This is a genomic window from Streptomyces europaeiscabiei, assembly GCF_001550375.1.
Taxonomy (GTDB): domain Bacteria; phylum Actinomycetota; class Actinomycetes; order Streptomycetales; family Streptomycetaceae; genus Streptomyces; species Streptomyces europaeiscabiei.
This window is the reverse complement of record NZ_LRTR01000492.1, coordinates 1-19,323: the sequence shown is the minus strand read 5'-3', so window position 1 is coordinate 19,323 and position 19,323 is coordinate 1. Positions and strand designations below refer to the sequence as shown.

The 19,323-nt window shown below is 71.0% G+C and carries 17 protein-coding genes and 1 pseudogene; 6 read left to right on the top strand and 12 right to left on the bottom strand.

Going from position 1 to position 19,323, the window contains the following annotated elements:
- Nucleotides 1–249 (bottom strand): annotated as a pseudogene (locus tag AWZ10_RS23785) (sigma-70 family RNA polymerase sigma factor); the annotation flags it as partial.
- A gap of 175 nt (nt 250–424) precedes the next feature.
- A complete protein-coding gene (locus AWZ10_RS23780; RefSeq protein ID WP_208618549.1) occupies nt 425–1,615 on the bottom strand; it encodes a glycerophosphodiester phosphodiesterase in 1,191 nt (396 codons plus the stop codon).
- A 331-nt stretch (nt 1,616–1,946) separates the two neighbouring features.
- Between AWZ10_RS23780 and AWZ10_RS23775 the strand changes: the two genes are divergently transcribed.
- Complete coding sequence (locus AWZ10_RS23775) at nt 1,947–2,621, top strand: lysophospholipid acyltransferase family protein (protein ID WP_037701619.1); 675 nt, start codon at nt 1,947–1,949, stop codon at nt 2,619–2,621.
- A gap of 93 nt (nt 2,622–2,714) precedes the next feature.
- On the opposite strand, the gene AWZ10_RS23770 is transcribed toward AWZ10_RS23775, so the two are convergent.
- The 4 genes from AWZ10_RS23770 to argH all read right to left on the bottom strand — a co-directional run bounded on the left by AWZ10_RS23770 (nt 2,715) and on the right by argH (nt 7,521).
- Nucleotides 2,715–4,238, bottom strand: a complete 1,524-nt coding sequence (locus AWZ10_RS23770) for an MFS transporter (protein ID WP_046702670.1) — start codon at nt 4,236–4,238, stop codon at nt 2,715–2,717.
- Complete coding sequence (locus AWZ10_RS23765) at nt 4,235–4,801, bottom strand: TetR/AcrR family transcriptional regulator (protein ID WP_046702671.1); 567 nt, start codon at nt 4,799–4,801, stop codon at nt 4,235–4,237. Before AWZ10_RS23765 ends, AWZ10_RS23770 begins: the two co-directional genes overlap by 4 nt.
- Before the next feature lie 103 nt (nt 4,802–4,904).
- Nucleotides 4,905–5,876 carry an aldo/keto reductase gene (locus AWZ10_RS23760; protein WP_046702672.1) on the bottom strand — a complete coding sequence of 324 codons (972 nt, stop codon included), beginning with the start codon at nt 5,874–5,876 and terminating at the stop codon, nt 4,905–4,907.
- Nucleotides 5,877–6,090: 214 nt separating this feature from the next.
- On the bottom strand, nt 6,091–7,521 hold the full coding sequence (gene argH / locus AWZ10_RS23755; protein ID WP_046705624.1) for an argininosuccinate lyase: 1,431 nt from the start codon (nt 7,519–7,521) through the stop codon (nt 6,091–6,093).
- A gap of 266 nt (nt 7,522–7,787) precedes the next feature.
- Between argH and AWZ10_RS23750 the strand changes: the two genes are divergently transcribed.
- From AWZ10_RS23750 to AWZ10_RS23730, 5 genes are all read left to right on the top strand, one after another.
- The gene (locus AWZ10_RS23750) at nt 7,788–8,612 is read left to right on the top strand and encodes a hypothetical protein (protein WP_060892003.1); all 825 of its coding nucleotides are present in this window, start codon (nt 7,788–7,790) and stop codon (nt 8,610–8,612) included.
- A gap of 350 nt (nt 8,613–8,962) precedes the next feature.
- Nucleotides 8,963–9,550: a pyridoxamine 5'-phosphate oxidase family protein gene (locus AWZ10_RS23745; protein ID WP_046705622.1), complete on the top strand. Its 588-nt coding sequence runs from the start codon at nt 8,963–8,965 to the stop codon at nt 9,548–9,550.
- Nucleotides 9,551–9,718: 168 nt separating this feature from the next.
- Entirely contained in the window at nt 9,719–11,056 is a 1,338-nt protein-coding gene (locus AWZ10_RS23740; RefSeq protein WP_046705621.1) for a ferredoxin reductase family protein, read from the top strand.
- A gap of 155 nt (nt 11,057–11,211) precedes the next feature.
- The gene (locus tag AWZ10_RS23735) at nt 11,212–12,300 is read left to right on the top strand and encodes an FMN-binding protein (protein WP_046705620.1); all 1,089 of its coding nucleotides are present in this window, start codon (nt 11,212–11,214) and stop codon (nt 12,298–12,300) included.
- Between the two features lie 4 nt (nt 12,301–12,304).
- Complete coding sequence (locus AWZ10_RS23730) at nt 12,305–13,099, top strand: FAD:protein FMN transferase (RefSeq protein ID WP_046705619.1); 795 nt, start codon at nt 12,305–12,307, stop codon at nt 13,097–13,099.
- Nucleotides 13,100–13,327: 228 nt separating this feature from the next.
- Here the strand turns inward: AWZ10_RS23730 and AWZ10_RS23725 are convergent, their stop codons facing one another.
- From AWZ10_RS23725 to AWZ10_RS23700, 6 genes are all read right to left on the bottom strand, one after another.
- Nucleotides 13,328–13,864 (bottom strand): arginine repressor, encoded by a 537-nt coding sequence (locus AWZ10_RS23725; protein ID WP_046705618.1) that lies wholly within the window; start codon nt 13,862–13,864, stop codon nt 13,328–13,330.
- 7 nt (nt 13,865–13,871) lie between these two features.
- Nucleotides 13,872–15,089, bottom strand: a complete 1,218-nt coding sequence (locus AWZ10_RS23720; protein WP_060892002.1) for an acetylornithine transaminase — start codon at nt 15,087–15,089, stop codon at nt 13,872–13,874.
- A complete protein-coding gene (argB, locus tag AWZ10_RS23715; RefSeq protein WP_046705616.1) occupies nt 15,086–15,994 on the bottom strand; it encodes an acetylglutamate kinase in 909 nt (302 codons plus the stop codon). Before argB ends, AWZ10_RS23720 begins: the two co-directional genes overlap by 4 nt.
- Nucleotides 15,991–17,145, bottom strand: a complete 1,155-nt coding sequence (argJ, locus tag AWZ10_RS23710) for a bifunctional glutamate N-acetyltransferase/amino-acid acetyltransferase ArgJ (protein ID WP_046705615.1) — start codon at nt 17,143–17,145, stop codon at nt 15,991–15,993. The genes argB and argJ overlap by 4 nt, the downstream gene beginning before the upstream one ends.
- Nucleotides 17,142–18,170, bottom strand: a complete 1,029-nt coding sequence (gene argC / locus AWZ10_RS23705) for an N-acetyl-gamma-glutamyl-phosphate reductase (protein ID WP_046705614.1) — start codon at nt 18,168–18,170, stop codon at nt 17,142–17,144. The genes argJ and argC overlap by 4 nt, the downstream gene beginning before the upstream one ends.
- A gap of 135 nt (nt 18,171–18,305) precedes the next feature.
- A partial coding sequence (locus AWZ10_RS23700; RefSeq protein WP_060892001.1) for a hypothetical protein occupies nt 18,306–19,323 on the bottom strand: 1,018 nt, incomplete at its 5' end.

Below are 19,323 nucleotides of genomic sequence, written 5' to 3'. Positions count from 1 at the left end.
GTCGGCGGGCTCGGCGGCGTAGGGCTGTTCGACCCGGGCCGCGCGACGGCTGAGGCGGGCCTCGAAGCGGACGGCGCTGCGCAGCCAGCCCTCGGGGTCCGCGGGTGGACCGTCGGCGTCGAGCCGTTCCAGCAGACGCAGCCAGACCGCCTGTTCCAGGTCCCCCTCCTCGGTGCCGGCCGCGTAGGCCTCGGCCGACACCTCCGCGACGAGCAGGGGGCGGAGGGTGGTGAGCATGTCGTGTGTCATATGCCCCGGGACGCCGCCGCCCCGGCAGGGGTTGCCGGGGCGGACGGTAGTCACCCCAATCGGGGCACGGGGCTTCGGTTGTTGACGGTCGGTCCACCGGTCGGGCGTCGGTCGTGGACGGCCAGGTCCACCAGTCGGACATCGGCCGTCGACGGCCAGGCCCACCGGTCGGACGTCAGCCGTCGACGAAGTCCGCGTGGGCCAGCAGGCCCGTGTCCGGGTTGTCGGTGAAGATGCCGTCGATGCCGGTCTCGAAGTACACCTTGAACGCGCCGAAGGCGTCGCCGTAGGCGTTGGCGTCCGTGCCCCTGCGGAAGTTCGCGGGCAGGAAGGTGTTCTCGTTGCGCATGGTGTAGGGGTGCAGGATCAGGCCCTCGGCGTGCGCGTCGGCGACGAGCGTGGTCGGCGTGGTGAGGTTGCCGGCCGAGTCTCGCGGGATGATCAGGTCGAGCGTGGGCCCGATGCCGCCTGCGTACGAGGCGATCCAGGCGAGCCCGGCCGACTTGACCAGGTCGGCCACGGTACGCGGGTCGCCGACCTCGACGAAGTCCCAGGGACGGGTGGCGGCACCGGAGAGCAGCACGACGAGAGGGCTGTCGACCAGGCGGTTCAGGCGCTGGATGCTGCTCGGCTCGAACGACTGGAGGAAGACCGGCGAGTTCTTCTTGTGCCGGTCGTACTTGCGCAGCAGCTTGGCGAGGGGCTCCTCAAGGCCCAGGCCCAGCTTGCGGAAGTAGGTGGGGTGCTTGGTCTCGACGTACAGCCAGACGCGCTTGCCCCGCTTCTTCCCCTCCTTTTCGGCCCAGCGCAGCACCTCCTCGAAGGTGGGGATCTCCCAGCGGCCGTCGTAGAGGGTGTTCTCCTGGCGGTTGCCCGGGATGCGCTCCTTGGCGCGCAGGGTCTTCAGCTCGGCGAGGGTGAAGTCCTCGGTGAACCAGCCGGTGTAGGAGACGCCGTCGACGGTCTTCGTGGTCTTCCGGGCGGCGAACTCGGGGTGCGCCGCGACATCGGTCGTGCCGGTGATGTCGTTCTCGTGACGGCACACGAGATGGCCGTCCTTGGTGGGCACGAGGTCCTGCTCGATGACGTGCGCGCCCAGGTCGAGGGCGAGCTGGTACGAGCCGAGCGTGTGCTCCGGGCGGTAACCGCTCGCGCCGCGGTGCGCGATGATCGTCGGCACCGGCAGGCCCCGGTGGCCGCCGCCCGACTTCCCCCCCGACTCGGCCCCGTCGGCTCTCGCCGTGGCCGGCAGTCCGAGGACCGCTCCGCCCGCGCCGAGCACCGCGGCGCCTAGCAGTGCCCGTCGGCCCGCTCCGCGTCCCTGCTCGTTCGAGTCCTGCGCCTGCCGCGACTCCTGCGTCCCCATGACCGGCTCCTCCACCGTGATGCCCTGCACCTGTCAAAGCGGGACGATCGTAGGTGTCCCGAGGTGACCGTTGGGAGACCTGGGACCGAACACGCGGAAGACGCCTCGTGTCGCACGAGAGGCGGATTTTGACAGAGTGTCGGTTCGGTGGCGCGATGTCCGTCACATGTTTCATGTCCGTGACGGGCCGCCACCTTTACGTCACCGCAGGTAAAGCAGCGTCAACACTTGGTATCCACTCGGTGAACCCGGTGTGCGCCGGCCCGTGAGCCGGGAGTATCGTCCTCACCTGCACAGACTTGTACCGGAACGCTTGACATGGGAGGGCCCGTTGTCCCGCTTCGTGCTCATCAAGGCAGTGCTCGGACCGATCATGCGCCTGATGTTCCGCCCCCGGGTGGAGGGCGTGGAGCACATCCCGGGGGACGGTCCGGTGATCCTCGCCGGTAACCATGTGACCTTCATCGACTCGATGATCCTGCCCCTGGTCTGCGACCGGCAGGTCTTCTTCATCGGCAAGGACGAGTACGTCACCGGCAAGGGGATCAAGGGCCGTCTGATGGCCTGGTTCTTCACCGGCGTCGGCATGATCCCCGTCGACCGCGACGGCGGCCGGGGCGGTGTCGCCGCCCTGATGACGGGGCGGCGGGTGCTGGACGAGGGCAGGGTGTTCGGCATCTACCCCGAGGGGACGCGGTCGCCCGACGGCCGCCTGTACCGGGGTCGTACGGGGATCGCCCGGCTGACGTTGATGACCGGGGCGCCGGTCGTCCCCTTCGCGATGATCGGGACGGACAGGATTCAGCCGGGGGGTGCGGGGGTGCCCCGGCCGCATCGGGTGACCGTGCGGTTCGGTGAGGCGATGGAGTTCTCCCGGTACGAGGGGATGGACCGGGACCGGTATGTGCTGCGGGCGGTGACCGATTCCGTGATGACCGAGGTCATGCGGCTGTCCGGCCAGGAGTACGTGGACATGTATGCGTCGAAGGCCAAAGAGGCGGCGTAGCTCCGCGGCGCCGCTCCGCCGGAGGCGCCTGGCTCTTCGGTCATTCGTCGGCTGCGGGTCGGCGGGGGCTGTTGACGCAGTCCCCCCACGCCCCTAAGCCCTGCCGTCCAACCGTTGGCCGCGAAGCAGGAACCAAGCTGCCGCCGCTGTCGCCAGGAGAACCGCCGCGCCTGCGCCGGCGGCGATGGCCAGGCCGTCGACGAAGGCCGCTTGAGCCGATGCCAGCATTTCCTGCGCCTCGTTCGGCGGCATGGCCGACGCCACCTCCATCGCTCCGCCCAGTGACTCGCGGGCCTCGGCCGGGGTGCCCACGGGTGCGGCGAAGTCGCGGTAGACGCCCGTGACGATCGAGCCCAGGACCGCGATGCCCAGGGCCGCCCCCAACTCGTACGCCGTCTCGGACACCGCCGAGGCCGACCCCGCCTGTTCCTTCGGGACGCTGGAGAGGATGACGTCGGCGGTGACGGTGAAGGAGAAGCCCGCGCCGATGCCGACGATCAGCAGCGCGGCACCGATCAGGGGGTAGCCGGTGGACCGGTCGACCAGGGTGAGCAGGGCGAGGGCCACGCCGATGGCCGCCAGGCCGCCCGCGACCACGGAACGGACCGAGAAGCGGCGGGCTGCGGCTCCGGCGATCAGGCCCGCGGCCACCGCGCCGATGGCCGCCGGCAGTTCGGCGAGTCCGGCCTCCAACGGGCGTCGGCCCTGGACGAGTTGCAGGAACTGCGAGAGGAAGAAGACCAGGCCGGACAGGCCGAGGATGGTCAGCAGGTCGGCGAGGACGGCACCGGAGAAGCCCCGGTTGCGGAACAGCCGCATGTCCAGCAGCGGGTGCGGCAGGGTGAGCTGACGGCGTACGAAGAAGAAGAGTCCGGCGACGCCGAAGAGGCCTGCGGCGAGCGCGTTGCCCTCGAGGCCGTGGGTGGCGGTCTCCTTCACCGCGTACACGACACCGATCATGCCGACGAGCGAGAGACCGACGCTGAGCGCGTCCCACGGGCCCGGGTTCGGGTGGCGGGACTCGGGCAGCAGCTTGATGCCGACGAGGACGAGGACGGCCATCACCGGCAGGTTGATCAGGAAGACCGAGCCCCACCAGAAGTGTTCCAGCAGGAAACCGCCGACGACCGGACCGACCGCCGTGCCGGCGGAGGCCGTGGCGCCCCAGATGCCGACGGCGAGGCTGCGCTCGCGCGGGTCGTGGAAGAGGTTGCGGATCAGGGCGAGGGTGGCGGGCATCAGGGTCGCGCCCGCGACACCGAGCAGCGCCCGCGCGAAGATCATCATCTCGGGCGTCGTGGCGTAGGCGTTGAGCACGGATATCGCGCCGAACGCCGCGGCTCCTATGAGCAGCAGCTTCTTGCGGCCGATGCGGTCGCCGAGGCTGCCCGCCGAGACGAGCAGGCCCGCGATGACGAACGAGTAGACGTCACCGATCCACAGGAGCTGGGTGCCCGAGGGCTTGAGGTCCTCGCTGATGTAGGGGGTCGCGAGACCGAGGACGGTCGCGTCGACGGCCACCAGCAGCACGGCGAGCACAAGGACGGAGAGCGCGAGCCAGCGGCCCGGCCTCTTCTCCGCCTCCGTCGTGCGGGCCGGCTGCAGGGTGCTGGTCATGAATCCTCTCTCGGTTGTTCGGGGTGACGCAGTGCGCCGCCGAGCAGCAGTTCGGCGATCATGAAGGTGAAGTCCTTGGAGGCCACGCGGCCTTCCGAGACCGCCCAGGCGCCGGAGGCCAGCAGGCCGTACAGCGCCTCGGTGAGCCAGGCCGGGGTGAGGTCGATACGGAACTCGCCGGCCGCCTGGCCGCGTTTGAACAGGGCCGCGATGCGGTCGTCGATGCGGGACCAGCCCTCGTGCTGCTCCTCCCCCTCGAACAACTGGCTCTCGGTGTAGAGGAAGGCGAGGAGGCCCGCGGCCGGTTCGATCTCCCGCACGAGCCGTCGTACGGCCTCGCGTGCCGGGCCCTCGGTCGGGCGTGCCGCGTCGAGCGCGGCCTCGCACTCCGCGATGCCGAGCGCCTCCAGCGCCCGTACGAGCGCGTCGCGCCCGGCGAAGTGGCGGTGCAGCGTGGCCCGGCTGATCCCGGCGGTCTTCGCGACCTCGTCCATCGTCGCGGTGGACTTACGGGCCAACAGGGCGGCTGCGCTGCGCAGCACATGCTCACGATCGACGGCCATGAGACGACCATATCCCATGTGAGACAACTTTGTCTCAGCACGAGCATGGGCGTCTCACGGTGAAGGGCTCAGCAGGGTTCTTCCGTGCCCGGGGCAGCCGTTCTCAGTGCCAGGGCAGCTGTCCGCGCTTCTCCCAGTACGTCCGCGGGTCCTCGACCAGGCCTGTGAGACCGGTGAGCTGCTCGTCGTCGAGGTCCACGACCGCCGCGTGCAGGTTGGAGGCGAGTTGGGCGGTGGTGGCCGCGCCGGAGAGGACGACGCCGGCCCACGGCTGCCGCAGGACCACCGCCAGGGCGACCGCGTCGCAGCCGAGGCCGGTCTGCTCGGCGACGGTCCTGAGCGCGTCCGGGGCGTGCGGCCCGGCCAGACGGCCGTTGGCCATGCCCTCCTTGACGATCACGGTGAGCCCGGCGTCGTGCGCCTCGGCGAGGGCGGGCGCCGCGGAGGTCTCCAGCGCGTTGTACGTCGACTGGACGGTACGGAAGAGGGGTTCGCCGTCGACGGTCACGGCGAGCGCGGTGCGGATGGCCTCCGCCTGGGCCGGGCCGCTGGTGGAGAAGCCGACGGTGACGCCCTCCGCGGCGGCCTGAGCCAGCCTGGCGTGGAGTTCCTTGTCGGTGAGTGCCGGGCTGTCCGGGGTCACCGAGTGGATCTGGTAGAGGTCGAGGCGGTCGCCGAGCAGGTCACGTGTTTCGACGCGCTGTCGCTCGAACGTCTGGAGGCTGTGGTCCTTGACCTCGTGCCTCTCGGCGTCGGTGGTCCAGTCGGCGGTGTAGGTGTAGCCCCACTTGCTGCCGACGACGATGTCGTCGATGCCGGGGCGTGCCTTCAGCCAGTCGGCGAGGAACTCCTCCGAGAGGCCGTACGAGCGGGCCACGTCGAAGTAGCGGACGCCCTGGGCGTGGGCGGCGTCGAGGAGTTCGTGGGTGCGGGTGCGCAGGGCCTCGACGGTGCGGGTCGCTCCGAGGTCGGCGTCACGGCCGAGGTTGATGTAACCGGGGCGGGCGACTGCGGCGAGGCCGAGTCCGAGATGGCAGGTGGGGGTTGTCGCTGCGGCCAGTCGGGCGAAGGGCATCGCGAGCTCCGTTCGGTCGGCTCCTTGCGGTTCCCGACCAACGTAACTCGCGATGACCTTCGTGGTGTGGTGTGGGGGCTTGCGGGGAGTCTTCGCCCCCGCCGCCCCTACCCGTCCCGCCCTTGAGGGGCTGCGCCCCTTCTTCGACCCCCGGATGCGGGTTCGGTGGGGGCTGGTCGCGCAGTTCCCCGCGCCCCTTGCGGGGCGCGTTGCCTCAGCTCTTCTTGGCAGTTGCCCAGGCGTGCTGGGTCGCCACATCCGTCTTGATGTCGGCCAACTGGACCGCCACCGCGCTCGGGGCCGTGCCGCCGCGGCCGTTGCGGGAGGCAAGGGCGCCGGGGACATTGAGGACCGTGCGGACCTCGGGGGTCAGGTGGGAGGAGATCTTGGCGAACTGGTCGTCCGTCAGGTCCTTGAGTTCCTTGTTCTCGGCTTCGGCGGCCTTGACGCACTCGCCGGCGACCTCGTGGGCGACGCGGAAGGGCACGCCCTGCTTGACGAGCCACTCGGCGATGTCGGTGGCGAGGGAGAAGCCGGCGGGAGCCAGTTCCTCCATGCGCTCGCGGTGGACGGTGAGGGTGGCCATCATGCCGGTGAAGGCGGGCAGGAGGATCTCCAGCTGGTCGATGGAGTCGAAGACCGGCTCCTTGTCCTCCTGGAGGTCGCGGTTGTAGGCCAGGGGCAGGGCCTTCAGGGTCGCCATCAGGCCCGTCAGGTTGCCGATCAGGCGGCCGCTCTTGCCGCGCGCCAGCTCCGCGATGTCCGGGTTCTTCTTCTGCGGCATGATCGACGAGCCCGTCGAGAACGCGTCGTGGAGGGTCACGAAGGAGAACTCCTTCGTGTTCCAGATGATGACCTCCTCGGCGATCCGGGAGAGGTTCACGCCGATCATCGCGGTGATGAACGCGAACTCGGCGACGAAGTCGCGGGACGCCGTGCCGTCGATGGAGTTCGCGGAGCTGCCGTGCTCGAAGCCCAGGTCCTTGGCCACCGCCTCCGGGTCCAGGCCGAGGCTGCTGCCCGCGAGGGCGCCCGAGCCGTACGGGGAGACGGCCGTGCGCTCGTCCCACTGACGCAGGCGCTCCGCGTCCCGGGAGAGGGACTGGACGTGGGCGAGGACGTGGTGGGCGAAGAGAACCGGCTGGGCGTGCTGGAGGTGCGTGCGGCCGGGCATCGCCACGTCCGGGTGGGCCTCCGCCAGACCGATCAGCGCGTCCTGGAGGTCGGCGATGAGACCGCCGACCGTGCGGGCGTGGTCGCGGAGATACATGCGGAAGAGGGTCGCGACCTGGTCGTTGCGGGACCGGCCGGCGCGCAGCTTGCCGCCCAGGTCGGGGCCGAGGCGCTCCAGGAGGCCGCGCTCCAGGGCGGTGTGCACGTCCTCGTCGGCGACGGTGCCGACGAACTCACCGGACGCCACGTCCGCTTCGAGCTGGTTCAGGCCCGCGATCATCCGGGTCAGCTCGTCCTCGGTGAGCAGGCCCGCCTTGTGCAGCACGCGCGCGTGGGCGCGGGAGCCCGCGATGTCGTACGGGGCCAGCCGCCAGTCGAAGTGGACGGACGCGGACAGCTTCGCCAGGGCCTCGGCGGGACCGTCGGCGAAACGGGCGCCCCAGAGCCGTACGTCACCGCTGTTGCTGCTCACTCGCGTTGCTCCTAGAGAGGGTGGGGGTGTGACCGCGGACCTTTATACGCCTCGGGCGAGGTCGCAGCCGGTCACGGTCTCTCCGCACACTGCGTTCGCCGTCATGCATGAGTATGCAGAACTCTGCATGAATCGTCAATCTGGCGGAACTTTGAGAGATGCAGAGAAAGGTTTGAACAAACGAAACCGCTTACCCGTAACTCTCCCCAGACGCAGGCGCCGCGTTTGTACACACAGACCACACCCGACTCGAGTGAGGCATCCGCATGTCCAGGGCTCTTCCGAAGTACAACAAGCGTCGCGTAGGGATCATCGGCGGCGCCGCCGCGGTCGTGCTCTCCGGAGCGGTCATCGCGGGTTCCGCCCTCGCCGGTGAGGGTGCCAACAACAACGGGCAGGACGCCGCGTCCCCCGGCACCATCTCCTGCCCGGCCGTCGAGGGAAGCCTGCCGGCGATCCCCGCCTCCGCGCAGGCCGAGGTCGACCGCAACCTCGCCCAGCTGCAGACCCAGATCCAGGAAGCCAACCAGCGCCTGATCGACACGGTCGGCCAGGGCGGCGCCAACTTCGTCCAGAACGCCATCCTCGGCCCGCTGGAGGACAAGCGCGTCGCCGCGCTGAACCGCATCGAGACCGCCATCGGCCGCGCCGCCGCCAAGCCCGAGGGCCTCGAAGCCCTCGCCCCCTGCCAGCTCAACCAGGGTGGCGCCGCGGGCGCCGGCGAGGAGGTTGACGTCGAGGCCGGAGCGGGTGCGGAGGCGGGCGCGGGTGCGGAGGACGCGGGCAACGCGGGTGCCGCGGGCACCATCACCTGCCCCGCGGTCGAGGGCAGCCTCCCGGCGATCCCCGCCTCCGCGCAGGCCGAGGTCGACCGCAACCTGGCCCTCCTCGACACCCAGATCCAGGAAGCCAACCAGCGCCTCATCGACACGGTCGGCCAGGGCGGCGCCAACTTCGTCGACAACGCCATCCTCGGCCCGCTGGAGGACAAGCGCGTCGCCGCGCTGAACCGCATCGAGACCGCCATCGGCCGCGCCGCCGCCAAGCCCGAGGGCCTCGAAGCCCTCGCCCCCTGCCAGCTCAACCAGTAGTCCGTCGGCTCAACCGGTAGGCACCCACCTGCCCGATCGATGGTCGACCGGCTCGATCAGCGGTCCGGCGGTCACGGTGACAGCCCACGCACGACGACCGTTCATGGTGATCCGTTCATGGTGATCCGCTCACGGTGATTCGTTCGTTCGGCGAGTGACCTCCTGCGCTCCTCGGGAGCGACAGGGGCCGTGGCCGCCCCGCACGCCGGCCGGGACGGCCATGGAAGACCTGGTTCCGGGTGGATCCCAGCAATGGGGTCCACCCGGAATTCGCGTTTTCGGGCGCAGTTCCTCGGATGGGCGCCCAATTCCTTAGACAGGCGAAGCGTTTCCGTCGATAATCGTTAGACATGGGAAAGACTTACGACCGCATCGACGGCCGCCTCCGTACCTTCATCGAGGCCCAGCCCCTCTTCTTCACCGCGACCGCGCCCCTGTCCGCCGACGGCACGGTCAACCTCTCCCCCAAGGGGCTGCGGGGTTCGTTCGTGATCCTCGACGAACTGACCGTCGCCTACCTGGACTTCGCCGGGTCCAACGCGGAGACGATCGCGCACCTGCGGGAGAACGGCCGGATCACCCTCATGTGGTGCGCCTTCCAGGGCCCGCCCAACATCGTGCGGGTGCACGGCACGGGCGAGGCCGTCTTCCGCGACGACCCGCGGTTCAAGGAACTCCTCGCCCGCTTCCCCGACATCGACCCCACCCCGCACGGCCTGCGCGCCGTCATCGTGGTCCACGCCGAACGCATCCGCGACAGCTGCGGCTACTCCGTACCCTTCATGGCGTACGAGGAGGACCGCGACCTGCACGGCAGGCGCTTCGCGCGCGAGGACGACGACTCGCTCAGCGCCTACTTCGGCTCCAAGGAGCACATCGCGACCAGTCTGGACGGTCTGCCGGGGCTGCCCCTGCCGCTCCCGCCCTCGAACCTGTGACGGCGTGGGGCCCACAGCCGTCGTCCGGGACCAGGCGTTCCGCGAGGCAGTTGTTCACGCGGTTGAACACACGGCACTCCCTGCACGTACGTGTGGGCCAAGGGTCCAGCCCACCACGGAGGAACCGTGTCCACGATCGCCGGAGGTCGCGCAGCGCGCCGCCAGACGATGCGCCGCATCCGACCTCGTCGTTCTCCCGCCGTCCCGTTGCTCATCGCCTTCTGGGCGGGCGCGGCCGCGGTGGTGTGGCTGTGGTGGGACAACACGCCGTCCATCGCCGACCAGGGCAGCAAGATGGTCAACGCCGGGCGGATCACGGGCCTGCTCGGCGGGTACCTGATGGCCCTGGTGGTGCTTCAGATGGCCCGGGTGCCCGCGCTGGAACGCCGGGTCGGCTCCGACCGGGTGGCCCGCTGGCACGCGATGACCGGCCGCTACACGCTCTGCCTGGTCGTCGCGCACGTCGTCCTCACGATGTACGGGTACGCCCTCCAGGCCGGCCTCACCCACACCGCGATCCTCCAGCAGACGATCGACTCGATCAACCAGCTGCCGGACATGGGCAAGGCCGCCATCGGCACGGGTCTGCTGGTGTTCATCGGGCTCATCTCGATCGGCCCGGTGCGCAAGAGGATCCCGTACGACGTCTGGTACCACACGCACCTGCTGACGTACGCGGCCACGTTCCTGACGTTCTGGCACCAGATCACCACCGGCAACGAGTTCGCCGCCACCCCGGCCGCGAAGACCGGCTGGTACGTGCTGTACGGATCGGTGACCGCGCTGGTGGTCTGGTACCGGATCATCAGCCCGATCAAGCTGAACATGAAGCACCGACTGCGGGTCGAGGCGGTCATCGAGGAGTCGCCCGGCATCGTCTCGGTGTTGATGAGCGGACGCAAGCTGCACCGGATGGGCGCGGAGGCCGGGCAGTTCTTCCGCTGGCGGTTCCTCGCACCGGGCATGCGCTTCAGCTCGCACCCGTACTCGCTGTCGGCGGCGCCCCGCCCCAACATGCTGCGCATCACCGTCAAGGCGATCGGCGACCACAGCTCGGCCCTGCGCGACCTGGAGCCCGGCACCCGGGTGTGGGCCGAGGGCCCGTACGGGGCGCTCACGGCCGGCAAGCGCAGCCGGGGCAAGGTACTGCTGGTGGCCGGCGGTGTGGGCATCACGCCGATGCGGGCCCTGTTCGAGACGCTGCCCGGAGCGGCCGGTGACCTGACCCTGCTCTACCGGGCCAACACCACCCAGGACCTGGCCCTGTGGGACGAGCTGGCGCAGATCGCGGAGGAGCGCGGGGCGCGGCTGATGTACGCGGTGAACAGCCCGGAGGGCGAACGCCCCGACATCTCGCCGGACTCCCTGCGCCGCAAGATCCCGGACATCGAGAGCCACGACGTCTTCCTGTGCGGGCCGCCCGGCTTCGCCCAGGGCGTGTACGAGGCGCTGCGCGGGGCGGGTGTCCCGACCCGCCGTATCCACCACGAGTCGTTCGAGATGTGAGCGACGGGACCGCTCGCCGCCGGTCCCACCCGCCCGACCGTCCCAGCCGTAGGTCTCCACGACCTCCCACCCCGACTTCTGGCCATGGGTTTCCCCACGGGTTCGCCCCTCGGGTCTCCCCCGCGAGACTTCACACTTCAGGAGCTGAAGGAGCGATGAAGAAGAGCCACCCCATCCGGCGGACCCTGCTCGCCACCGCCGCCACCGTGTCCGGCATCGTGCTGCTGCTGTCGCTGAAGCCGGCCTCGGACGCCGGATCGGTACAGGCCGGAGCGGCCGGGGGCGCACCTTCCGCACAGGGCGGGGTGGCGGCCGGCGCGCAGACCCTGACGGGTAGCGCCGTCACGACCGAGTACGGCCCGGTCCAGGTCCGGATCACCGTCAACGGCGGCAAGATCACAGGCGCCGAGGCCGTGCAGCAGCCCAGCGGCGGCCGCTCCACCCAGATCAGCGGCGACGCCATCCCCAAGCTCAACCAGGCCGCCGTGGCGGCGGGCAGCGCCGACATCGACGCCGTCTCCGGCGCCACCTACACCAGCGCCGGCTACAAGGAGTCCCTCCAGTCCGCCCTGGACCAGGCCGGCAAGGCACAGGACTCGGGCGCCCAGGTCCTCACGGGTACCGCCGTCACGACCGACTACGGGCCGGTCCAGGTCCGGATCACGGTCAGCGGCGGCAAGATCACCAAGGCCGAGGCCGTGCAGGCGCCGAGCGGTGGTCGCTCCACCCAGATCACCGGTGACTCGGTGCCGAAGCTCAATCAGGCGGCCGTGGCGGCGGGCAGCGCCGACATCGACGCCGTCTCCGGCGCCACCTACACCAGCGCCGGCTACAAGGAGTCCCTCCAGTCCGCCCTGGACCAGGCGGGCAAGGCGCAGGACTCGGGCACCGAGGTCGAGGCGGGCGGCGACGCGCAGGACACGGGCGGCGACGCCGAGGGTGCCGAGAAGTCCGGGGCCGGGCAGTCGACGGGCACCCAGGTGCTCACCGGCTCCGCCATCAAGACGGACTACGGGCCGGTCCAGGTCCGCGTCACGGTCATCGACGGCAAGATCACAGGCGCCGAGGCGCTGCAGCAGCCCACCGGCGGCCGCTCCACCCAGATCAGCGGTACCGCCATCCCCCAGCTCAACCAGAACGCCGTCTCGGCAGGGAGCGCTGACATCGATGCTGTCTCGGGCGCCACATACACCAGCGGCGGTTACAAGCAGTCCCTCCAGTCCGCGCTGGACCAGGCCGGCTGACCCGGTGGCCGAACCCGCCGGGCCCGCCGTGCCCTCCCAGCTGCGGCACGCCGAGGAGGTCATGGGCACCGTCTTCTCCTTCGACCTCCGAGGAGGCGAGCCCGCGGCGGTCAGGGCCGCGCTCGACGAGGCGGTGGCCGGACTCCACGCCGTGGACGAGGTGTTCAGCACCTATCGCGAGCACAGCCAGATCTCCCGGCTGGCCCGGGGCGAGGTGACCATCGAGGAGTGTGCTCCCGAGGTCGGCGAGGTACTCGAACTGTGCGCCGAGGCCGAGCGGTCGAGCGGCGGCTGGTTCAGCGCCACGTACGAGGGACGCTTCGACCCGACGGGGCTCGTGAAGGGGTGGGCCACCGAACGGGCGGCCCGGCGTCTGGTCGAGGCCGGGGCGAGCGGGGTGAGCGTGAACGGGGGCGGTGACGTCCAGTTGTGCGGTGTCCCCGGGACCGAGCGGCCGTGGCGTGTCGGTGTGGCCGATCCCCTCCGTCCCGGGGGCCTCGCGGCCGTCGTCACCGCCGCCGGTACCGACCGCCTCGCCGTCGCCACCTCCGGAACGGCCGAGCGGGGCGCCCACATCGTCGACCCCCGTACCGGCAGGTCCGCCGTGACGGACCTGGTCTCGGTGACGGTCGTCGCCCCCCGCCTGACCTGGGCGGACTGCTGGGCCACGGCGGCCTTCGCCATGGGTTCCCGTGAGGGCCTGGCGTGGCTGGAGTCCCTGGAGGACACCGAAGCGCTGCTCATCACGGCGGGCGACGAGGTCCGCTGCACGGGAGGGCTGGCCCGGCGGCTGGGCTGAGCGGGGGCGTTCCGCTCACCGGCGCCGGCCGGGTGCCGCTGCGCCCACCCGTGCTCCCCCAGCGGCACGCCCGCCCGCAGCCAGGTGGGAGCGGGCGGGGAACAGCGGGCGGAGTCCGGCTTTTCAGGGGCGCGGGGAACTTGCGCGACCAGCCACGACGCACCCGCAGCCGGGTTTCCCCGCGAAACGCGCCCCTTCAGTGGCGCTCACTGGCCGCTCAGTGGCCGCTCAGTGGCCGTTCTGAGCCAGCCGCAGCAAGTGATCGGCCAAGGCCTGCCCACCCACCGGATCCCGGCTGATCAACATCAGCGTGTCGTCGCCGGCGATCGTCCCCAGGATGTCGTGCAGCTCCGCCTGGTCGATGGCCGAGGCCAGGAACTGGGCCGCGCCCGGCGGGGTCCGGAGCACCACCAGGTTCGCCGAGGCCTCCGCGGAGATCAGCAGCTCCGCGGAGAGCCGCCGCATCCGCTCCTCCTTCGCCGACTCCCCCAGCGGAGCCCGAGGGGTGCGGAAGCCCCCCTCACTCGGCACCGCGTAGATGAGGTCGCCGTCGGTGTTGCGGATCTTCACCGCGTTCAGCTCGTCCAGGTCCCGGCTGAGCGTCGCCTGCGTGACGCTCAGCCCGTCGTCGGACAGCAGCTTCGCCAACTGGCTCTGCGACCGCACAGGTTGCCGGTTGAGGATGTCCACGATCCGCCGGTGGCGTGCGGTGCGGGTGTGCGGCACGGCGGGCCCCGCCTGGTCGTGCTCCTGCGCCTGGCTCATCGTCGTCTCATTCCCCGGCTCGTCCGTCCCCACTGTCTTCGTGCGCCGCCCGCGCCGCGTCGAGAATGCCGGGCAGCGCCTGGAGGAGGGCATCCACCTCCGCGTCACCGATATTGAGCGCGGGCATCAGCCGTACGACATCGGGTGCGGGCGCGTTCACCAGGAAACCGGCGTCCTGCGCGGCCTGTTGCGCCAGGGGCGCGAGTGGCTCGGTGAGCACGATACCCAGCAGGAGGCCCGCGCCGCGGACATGGCCGATCATCGGGTCGCCGAGGGACTCGATTCCGTTCCGCAGCTTCTCGCTCTGCCGCTTCACGTTCTCCAGCAGGCCCTCCGCCCGGATGGTCTCCAGGACGGCGAGTCCGGCGGCGCAGGCGACCGGGTTGCCGCCGAAGGTGGTGCCGTGCTGGCCGGGCTGGAGCAGATCGGCGGCCCGGCCGAAGGCGACGGTCGCGCCGAGCGGCAGTCCGCCGCCGAGCCCCTTGGCGAGGGTGACGACGTCCGGCAGGACGCCTTCGTGCGCCTGGTACTCGAACCAGTGCCCGGTCCGGCCGACGCCGGTCTGCACCTCGTCGAGGACCAGCAGCGAGCCGGTGGCGGCCGTGATGGCCCGCGCGGCCTTCAGATAGCCGGCCGGCGGGACCACGACCCCCTTCTCGCCCTGGACGGGCTCGATGATGACGAGGGCCGTCTCCTCGGTGACCGCGGCGGCGAGGGCCTGCGCGTCGCCGTACGGGACGTGCGTGACATCGCCGGGCAGCGGGTGGAAGCCGGTCTGCTTGCCGGGCTGGCCGGTGAGAGCGAGGGCGCCCATGGTCCGGCCGTGGAAGCCGCCCACGGTGGCGACCATGTGCGTCCGCCCGGTCAGCCGGCCGATCTTGAACGCGCCCTCGTTGGCCTCGGCCCCCGAGTTGCAGAAGAAGACCTTGCCGTCACGGCCGAAGTGCTCCAGGAGCCGTTCGGCGAGAGCGACGGGCGGTTCGGCGATGAACAGGTTGGAGACATGGCCGAGGGAGGCGATCTGGGTGCTGACGGCCTCGACGACCGCCGGGTGGGCGTGGCCGAGCGCGTTGACGGCGATACCGCCGACGTAGTCGACGTACTCCTTGCCGTCGGCGTCCCACACCCGGGTGCCGGCGCCACGGACGAGCGAGAGCTTCGGCGTGCCGTAGTTGTTCATGAGCGAGCCCTGCCACCGCTGGGTCAGCTCGTCGTTGGCGGTCATGCAGCGTCCCCCTCTTGCGCATCCGGCACGACCATCGTGCCGATGCCCTCGTCGGTGAAGATCTCCAGCAGGATCGAGTGCTGGACCCGGCCGTCGATGACACGGGCGTTCCGGACGCCGTTGCGTACGGCGTGCAGGCAGCCCTGCATCTTCGGCACCATGCCGGAGGACAACTCCGGCAGCAGCTTCTCCAGTTGGGAAGCCGTGAGGCGGCTGATCACCTCGTCGGAGTGGGGCCAGTCCTCGTAGAGGCCCTCGACGTCCGTGAGGACCATGAGGGTCTCGGCGCCAAGAGCAGCAGCGAGTGCCGCAGCCGCCGTATCAGCATTGACGTTGTAGACATGGTGGTCGTCCTGGCTACGGGCGATCGACGAGACGACCGGGATGCGGCCGTCGGCGAGCAGTGCCTTGATCGCGCCCGTGTCGATCGCGGTGATCTCGCCCACCCGCCCGATGTCGACCGGTTCGCCGTCGATCTCGGGCAGGTGCTTGGTGGCGGTGATGGTGTGCGCGTCCTCGCCGGTCAGTCCGACGGCGAGCGGTCCGTGCTGGTTGAGCAGCCCGACCAGCTCGCGCTGCACCTGTCCGGCGAGCACCATGCGTACGACGTCCATGGCGTCCTCGGTGGTGACGCGCAGGCCCGCCTTGAACTCGCTGACGATGCCGTGCCTGTCGAGGGCGGCGCTGATCTGCGGGCCGCCGCCGTGCACGACGACCACGTCGAGGCCGGCCTGCCGCAGGAAGACGACGTCCTGGGCGAAGGCGGCCTTCAGGTCCTCGTCGATCATGGCGTTCCCGCCGAACTTGATGACGACCGTCTTGCCGTTGTGGCGGGTCAGCCAGGGCAGCGCTTCGATGAGGATGCGGGCTTTCGGGAGGGCGGTGTGCTTCCGCGTGGCGCTCATGAGGAGTACGCGCTGTTCTCGTGGACGTAGTCGGCGGTGAGGTCGTTGGTCCAGATGGTGGCGGTCTCGGACCCGGCGGCGAGGTCGGCGACGATGTGCACCTCGCGGTAGCGCATGTCGACGTTGTCGCGGTCCTCGCCGACGCCGCCGTTCTTGCAGACCCAGACGCCGTTGATGGCGACGTTGAGCCGGTCGGCCTCGAAGGCGGCCTGCGTGGTGCCGATGGCGGACAACACCCGTCCCCAGTTGGGGTCCTCGCCGTGGATGGCGCACTTGAGGAGGTTGTTGCGGGCGATGGAGCGGCCCACCTCCACGGCGTCGTCCTCGGTCGCGGCGTTGACGACCTCGACCTTGATGTCCTTGCCGGCGCCCTCGGCGTCCCGGATCAGCTGCTGTCCGAGGTCGTCGCACACCTCGCGCACGGCCTGCGCGAACCCGGCGTGTTCCGGGGCGATCCGGGAGGCCCCGGAGGCGAGCAGCAGCACGGTGTCGTTGGTGGACATGCAGCCGTCGGAGTCGACACGGTCGAAGGTGACCCTGGTCGCGGCGCGCAGGGCCCGGTCCAGGGTCTCGCTGTCGACGTCGGCGTCGGTGGTGAGGACGACGAGCATGGTGGCGAGGCCGGGGGCGAGCATGCCCGCGCCCTTGGCCATGCCGCCGACGGTCCAGCCGTCCTTGGAGACGACGGCCGTCTTGTGCACGGTGTCGGTGGTCTTGATGGCGATGGCGGCCTTCTCACCGCCGTGCTCGGAGAGCTGCGCGGCGGCCGTCCCGACACCCGGGAGCAGCTTGTCCATCGGCAGCAGTACGCCGATCAGGCCGGTGGAGGCGACGGCGATCTCGCCCGCGTTGTGCCCGTCGAGGACCTCCGCGACCTTCTCGGCCGTCGCGTGGGTGTCCTGGAAGCCCTTCGGTCCCGTACAGGCGTTGGCACCACCGGAGTTGAGGATGACGGCGGAGACCCGGCCGCCCTTCAGCACCTGCTCGGACCAGAGGACCGGGGCGGCCTTGACGCGGTTGGAGGTGAAGACGCCCGCGGCGGCGAGGCGGGGCCCGTTGTTGACCACGAGGGCCAGGTCCGGGTTGCCGTTCTCCTTGATTCCGGCGGCGATGCCCGCCGCCGTGAATCCCTTGGCTGCCGTCACGCTCACGGTGCGACTCCGATCGTGGAAAGCCCCGTCGTCTCGTGGAGTCCGAGGGCGATGTTCATGCTCTGGAGGGCGCCACCGGCGGTGCCCTTGGTGAGGTTGTCGATGGCGCTGATCGCGATGATGCGGCCCGCGGCCTCGTCGTACGCGACCTGGATCTGAACGGCGTTGGAACCGTAGACGGACGCCGTCGCCGGCCACTGTCCCTCGGGGAGCAGGTGGACGAACGGCTCGTCGGCGAAGGCCTTCTCGTACGCGGCGCGCACGGAGTCGGCGGTGACGCCGGGCTTCGCCTTCGCGGTGCACGTGGCGAGGATGCCGCGGGGCATCGGGGCGAGGGTCGGTGTGAAGGAGACGGAGACCGGTTCGTCGGCGACCCCGCCGAGGTTCTGCATCATCTCGGGCGTGTGCCGGTGGCCACCGCCGACGCCGTACGGGGTCATCGACCCCATGACCTCGCTGCCCAGCAGGTGCGGCTTGGCCGCCTTGCCGGCGCCGGAGGTGCCGGAGGCGGCGACGATCACGGCCTCGTTCTCGGCGAGGCCCGCCGCGTAGGCCGGGAACAGGGCCAGCGTCACCGCCGTGGGGTAGCAACCGGGTACCGCGATGCGCTTGGACCCCTCCAGCGCGGCGCGGGCACCCGGCAGTTCGGGGAGGCCGTAGGGCCAGGTCCCGGCGTGGGGCGAGCCGTAGAACCGCTCCCAGTCCGCCGGGTCCTTGAGGCGGAAGTCGGCGCCCATGTCGACGACGAGCACCTGCGGGCCGAGCTGCTCGGCCACGGCGGCGGACTGCCCGTGCGGCAGCGCGAGGAACACCACCTCGTGCCCGGCGAGGACCTCGGCGGTCGTCTCCTGGAGCACCCGGTCGGCCAGGGGCAGCAGGTGCGGCTGGAGCCCGCCCAGGCGCTGGCCCGCGTTGGAGTTGCCGGTCAGTGCACCGATCTCGACCTCGGGGTGCGCGAGCAGCAGGCGCAGCACTTCGCCGCCCGCATAACCACTCGCTCCCGCCACCGCCACGCGTACCGCCATGGAACCCTCCTCTTGGATGGCATGACTATACGTTTCGCTGCACGTTTATGCAATCCGTGCGGGGAGGGGACGGCACGGCCGCATACGGGCCGACGGGTGGCTCGACACCGGTGACGACGGCCGGGGCTCGGCTAGCTAGGGCAGCAGTTCTCTCGTCAGCTTCTCCATCACGGCGCGCGGGAGCGAGGGGTTGGCGGCCGCGGCTTCGGCCACCTGCGCGTGGGGGTCGGTGAGCAGGTCCGTGATGACCTCGGGCGGGAGCGCCGGGTGGCCGGCGGCGAAGGGTTTCGCCCGTTCGTCCGCCAGGCAGGCGAGAAGCGCCGCGCCCGTGGCGTGGCGGTGCCGGGCGATCGCGCGGAACGCCTTCCGCGCCGGGGGCCTGTGCCGGGACAGGTGCTCCAGCAGTGCGGGGGTGGCGTCCGGGTTGGCCGCCACCCCGGCGGTGACCTGGACCCCGTGTCGATCGGCCATGGCCCGCAGCCGCGCTTCGGAGAGGCCGGGGTGCGCAGCCACGGACTTGGCCACCTTCGCGTCGGGGTCGTCGGCCAGCGCGTCACGGATCTCGGCCGGCAGATCACGCCGTTGCGCCAGAAGCATGCGTACGACCGCGTGCGGCGACCGCGCCAGCTCCTCGGCCTCGGCGGCCGTGGCGGAGGCGATCCGCGGCAGGAGGGTGCTGCCGATCCTGGTGGTGGCGGCCACGTGGGTGAGCACGTCGAGCGGCACACGTGGGTTGTGCGCGAGCCCGCGCCGTACGTCGGGGGACGTGTCGTCGGCCAGCGCGCGGATCAGGGTGTCGTCGATCGCGGGGTTCTCGGCGAGGTCGGCGCGGGCACCTGGCGTGGGATCCGCGGCGAGCCGGGCGTACGCCTCCGGGGGCAGACCGGGGCGGGCGGCGAGCGCCCAGCGCAGCGCCGTCGACGGGTGGTCGGCGAAGCCCGCGACCGCCTGAGCCGGTGTGGCCGGGTTGTCCAGGGCCGCCCACAGCGTGTCGTGCGCGGTAGATTCGTGGGAGCCGTCGCAGGAGGCGCCCGGCCGCAGATCGCAGTCGGGCCGTGGGCAGTCCGCGCTGTGCGTGAAGGGCGGCTCCTCCCGGTCGCAGACCAGGCAGCGCCGCGCGGGCGGCAGCCCCTCGCCGCTGACCAGCGCCGCC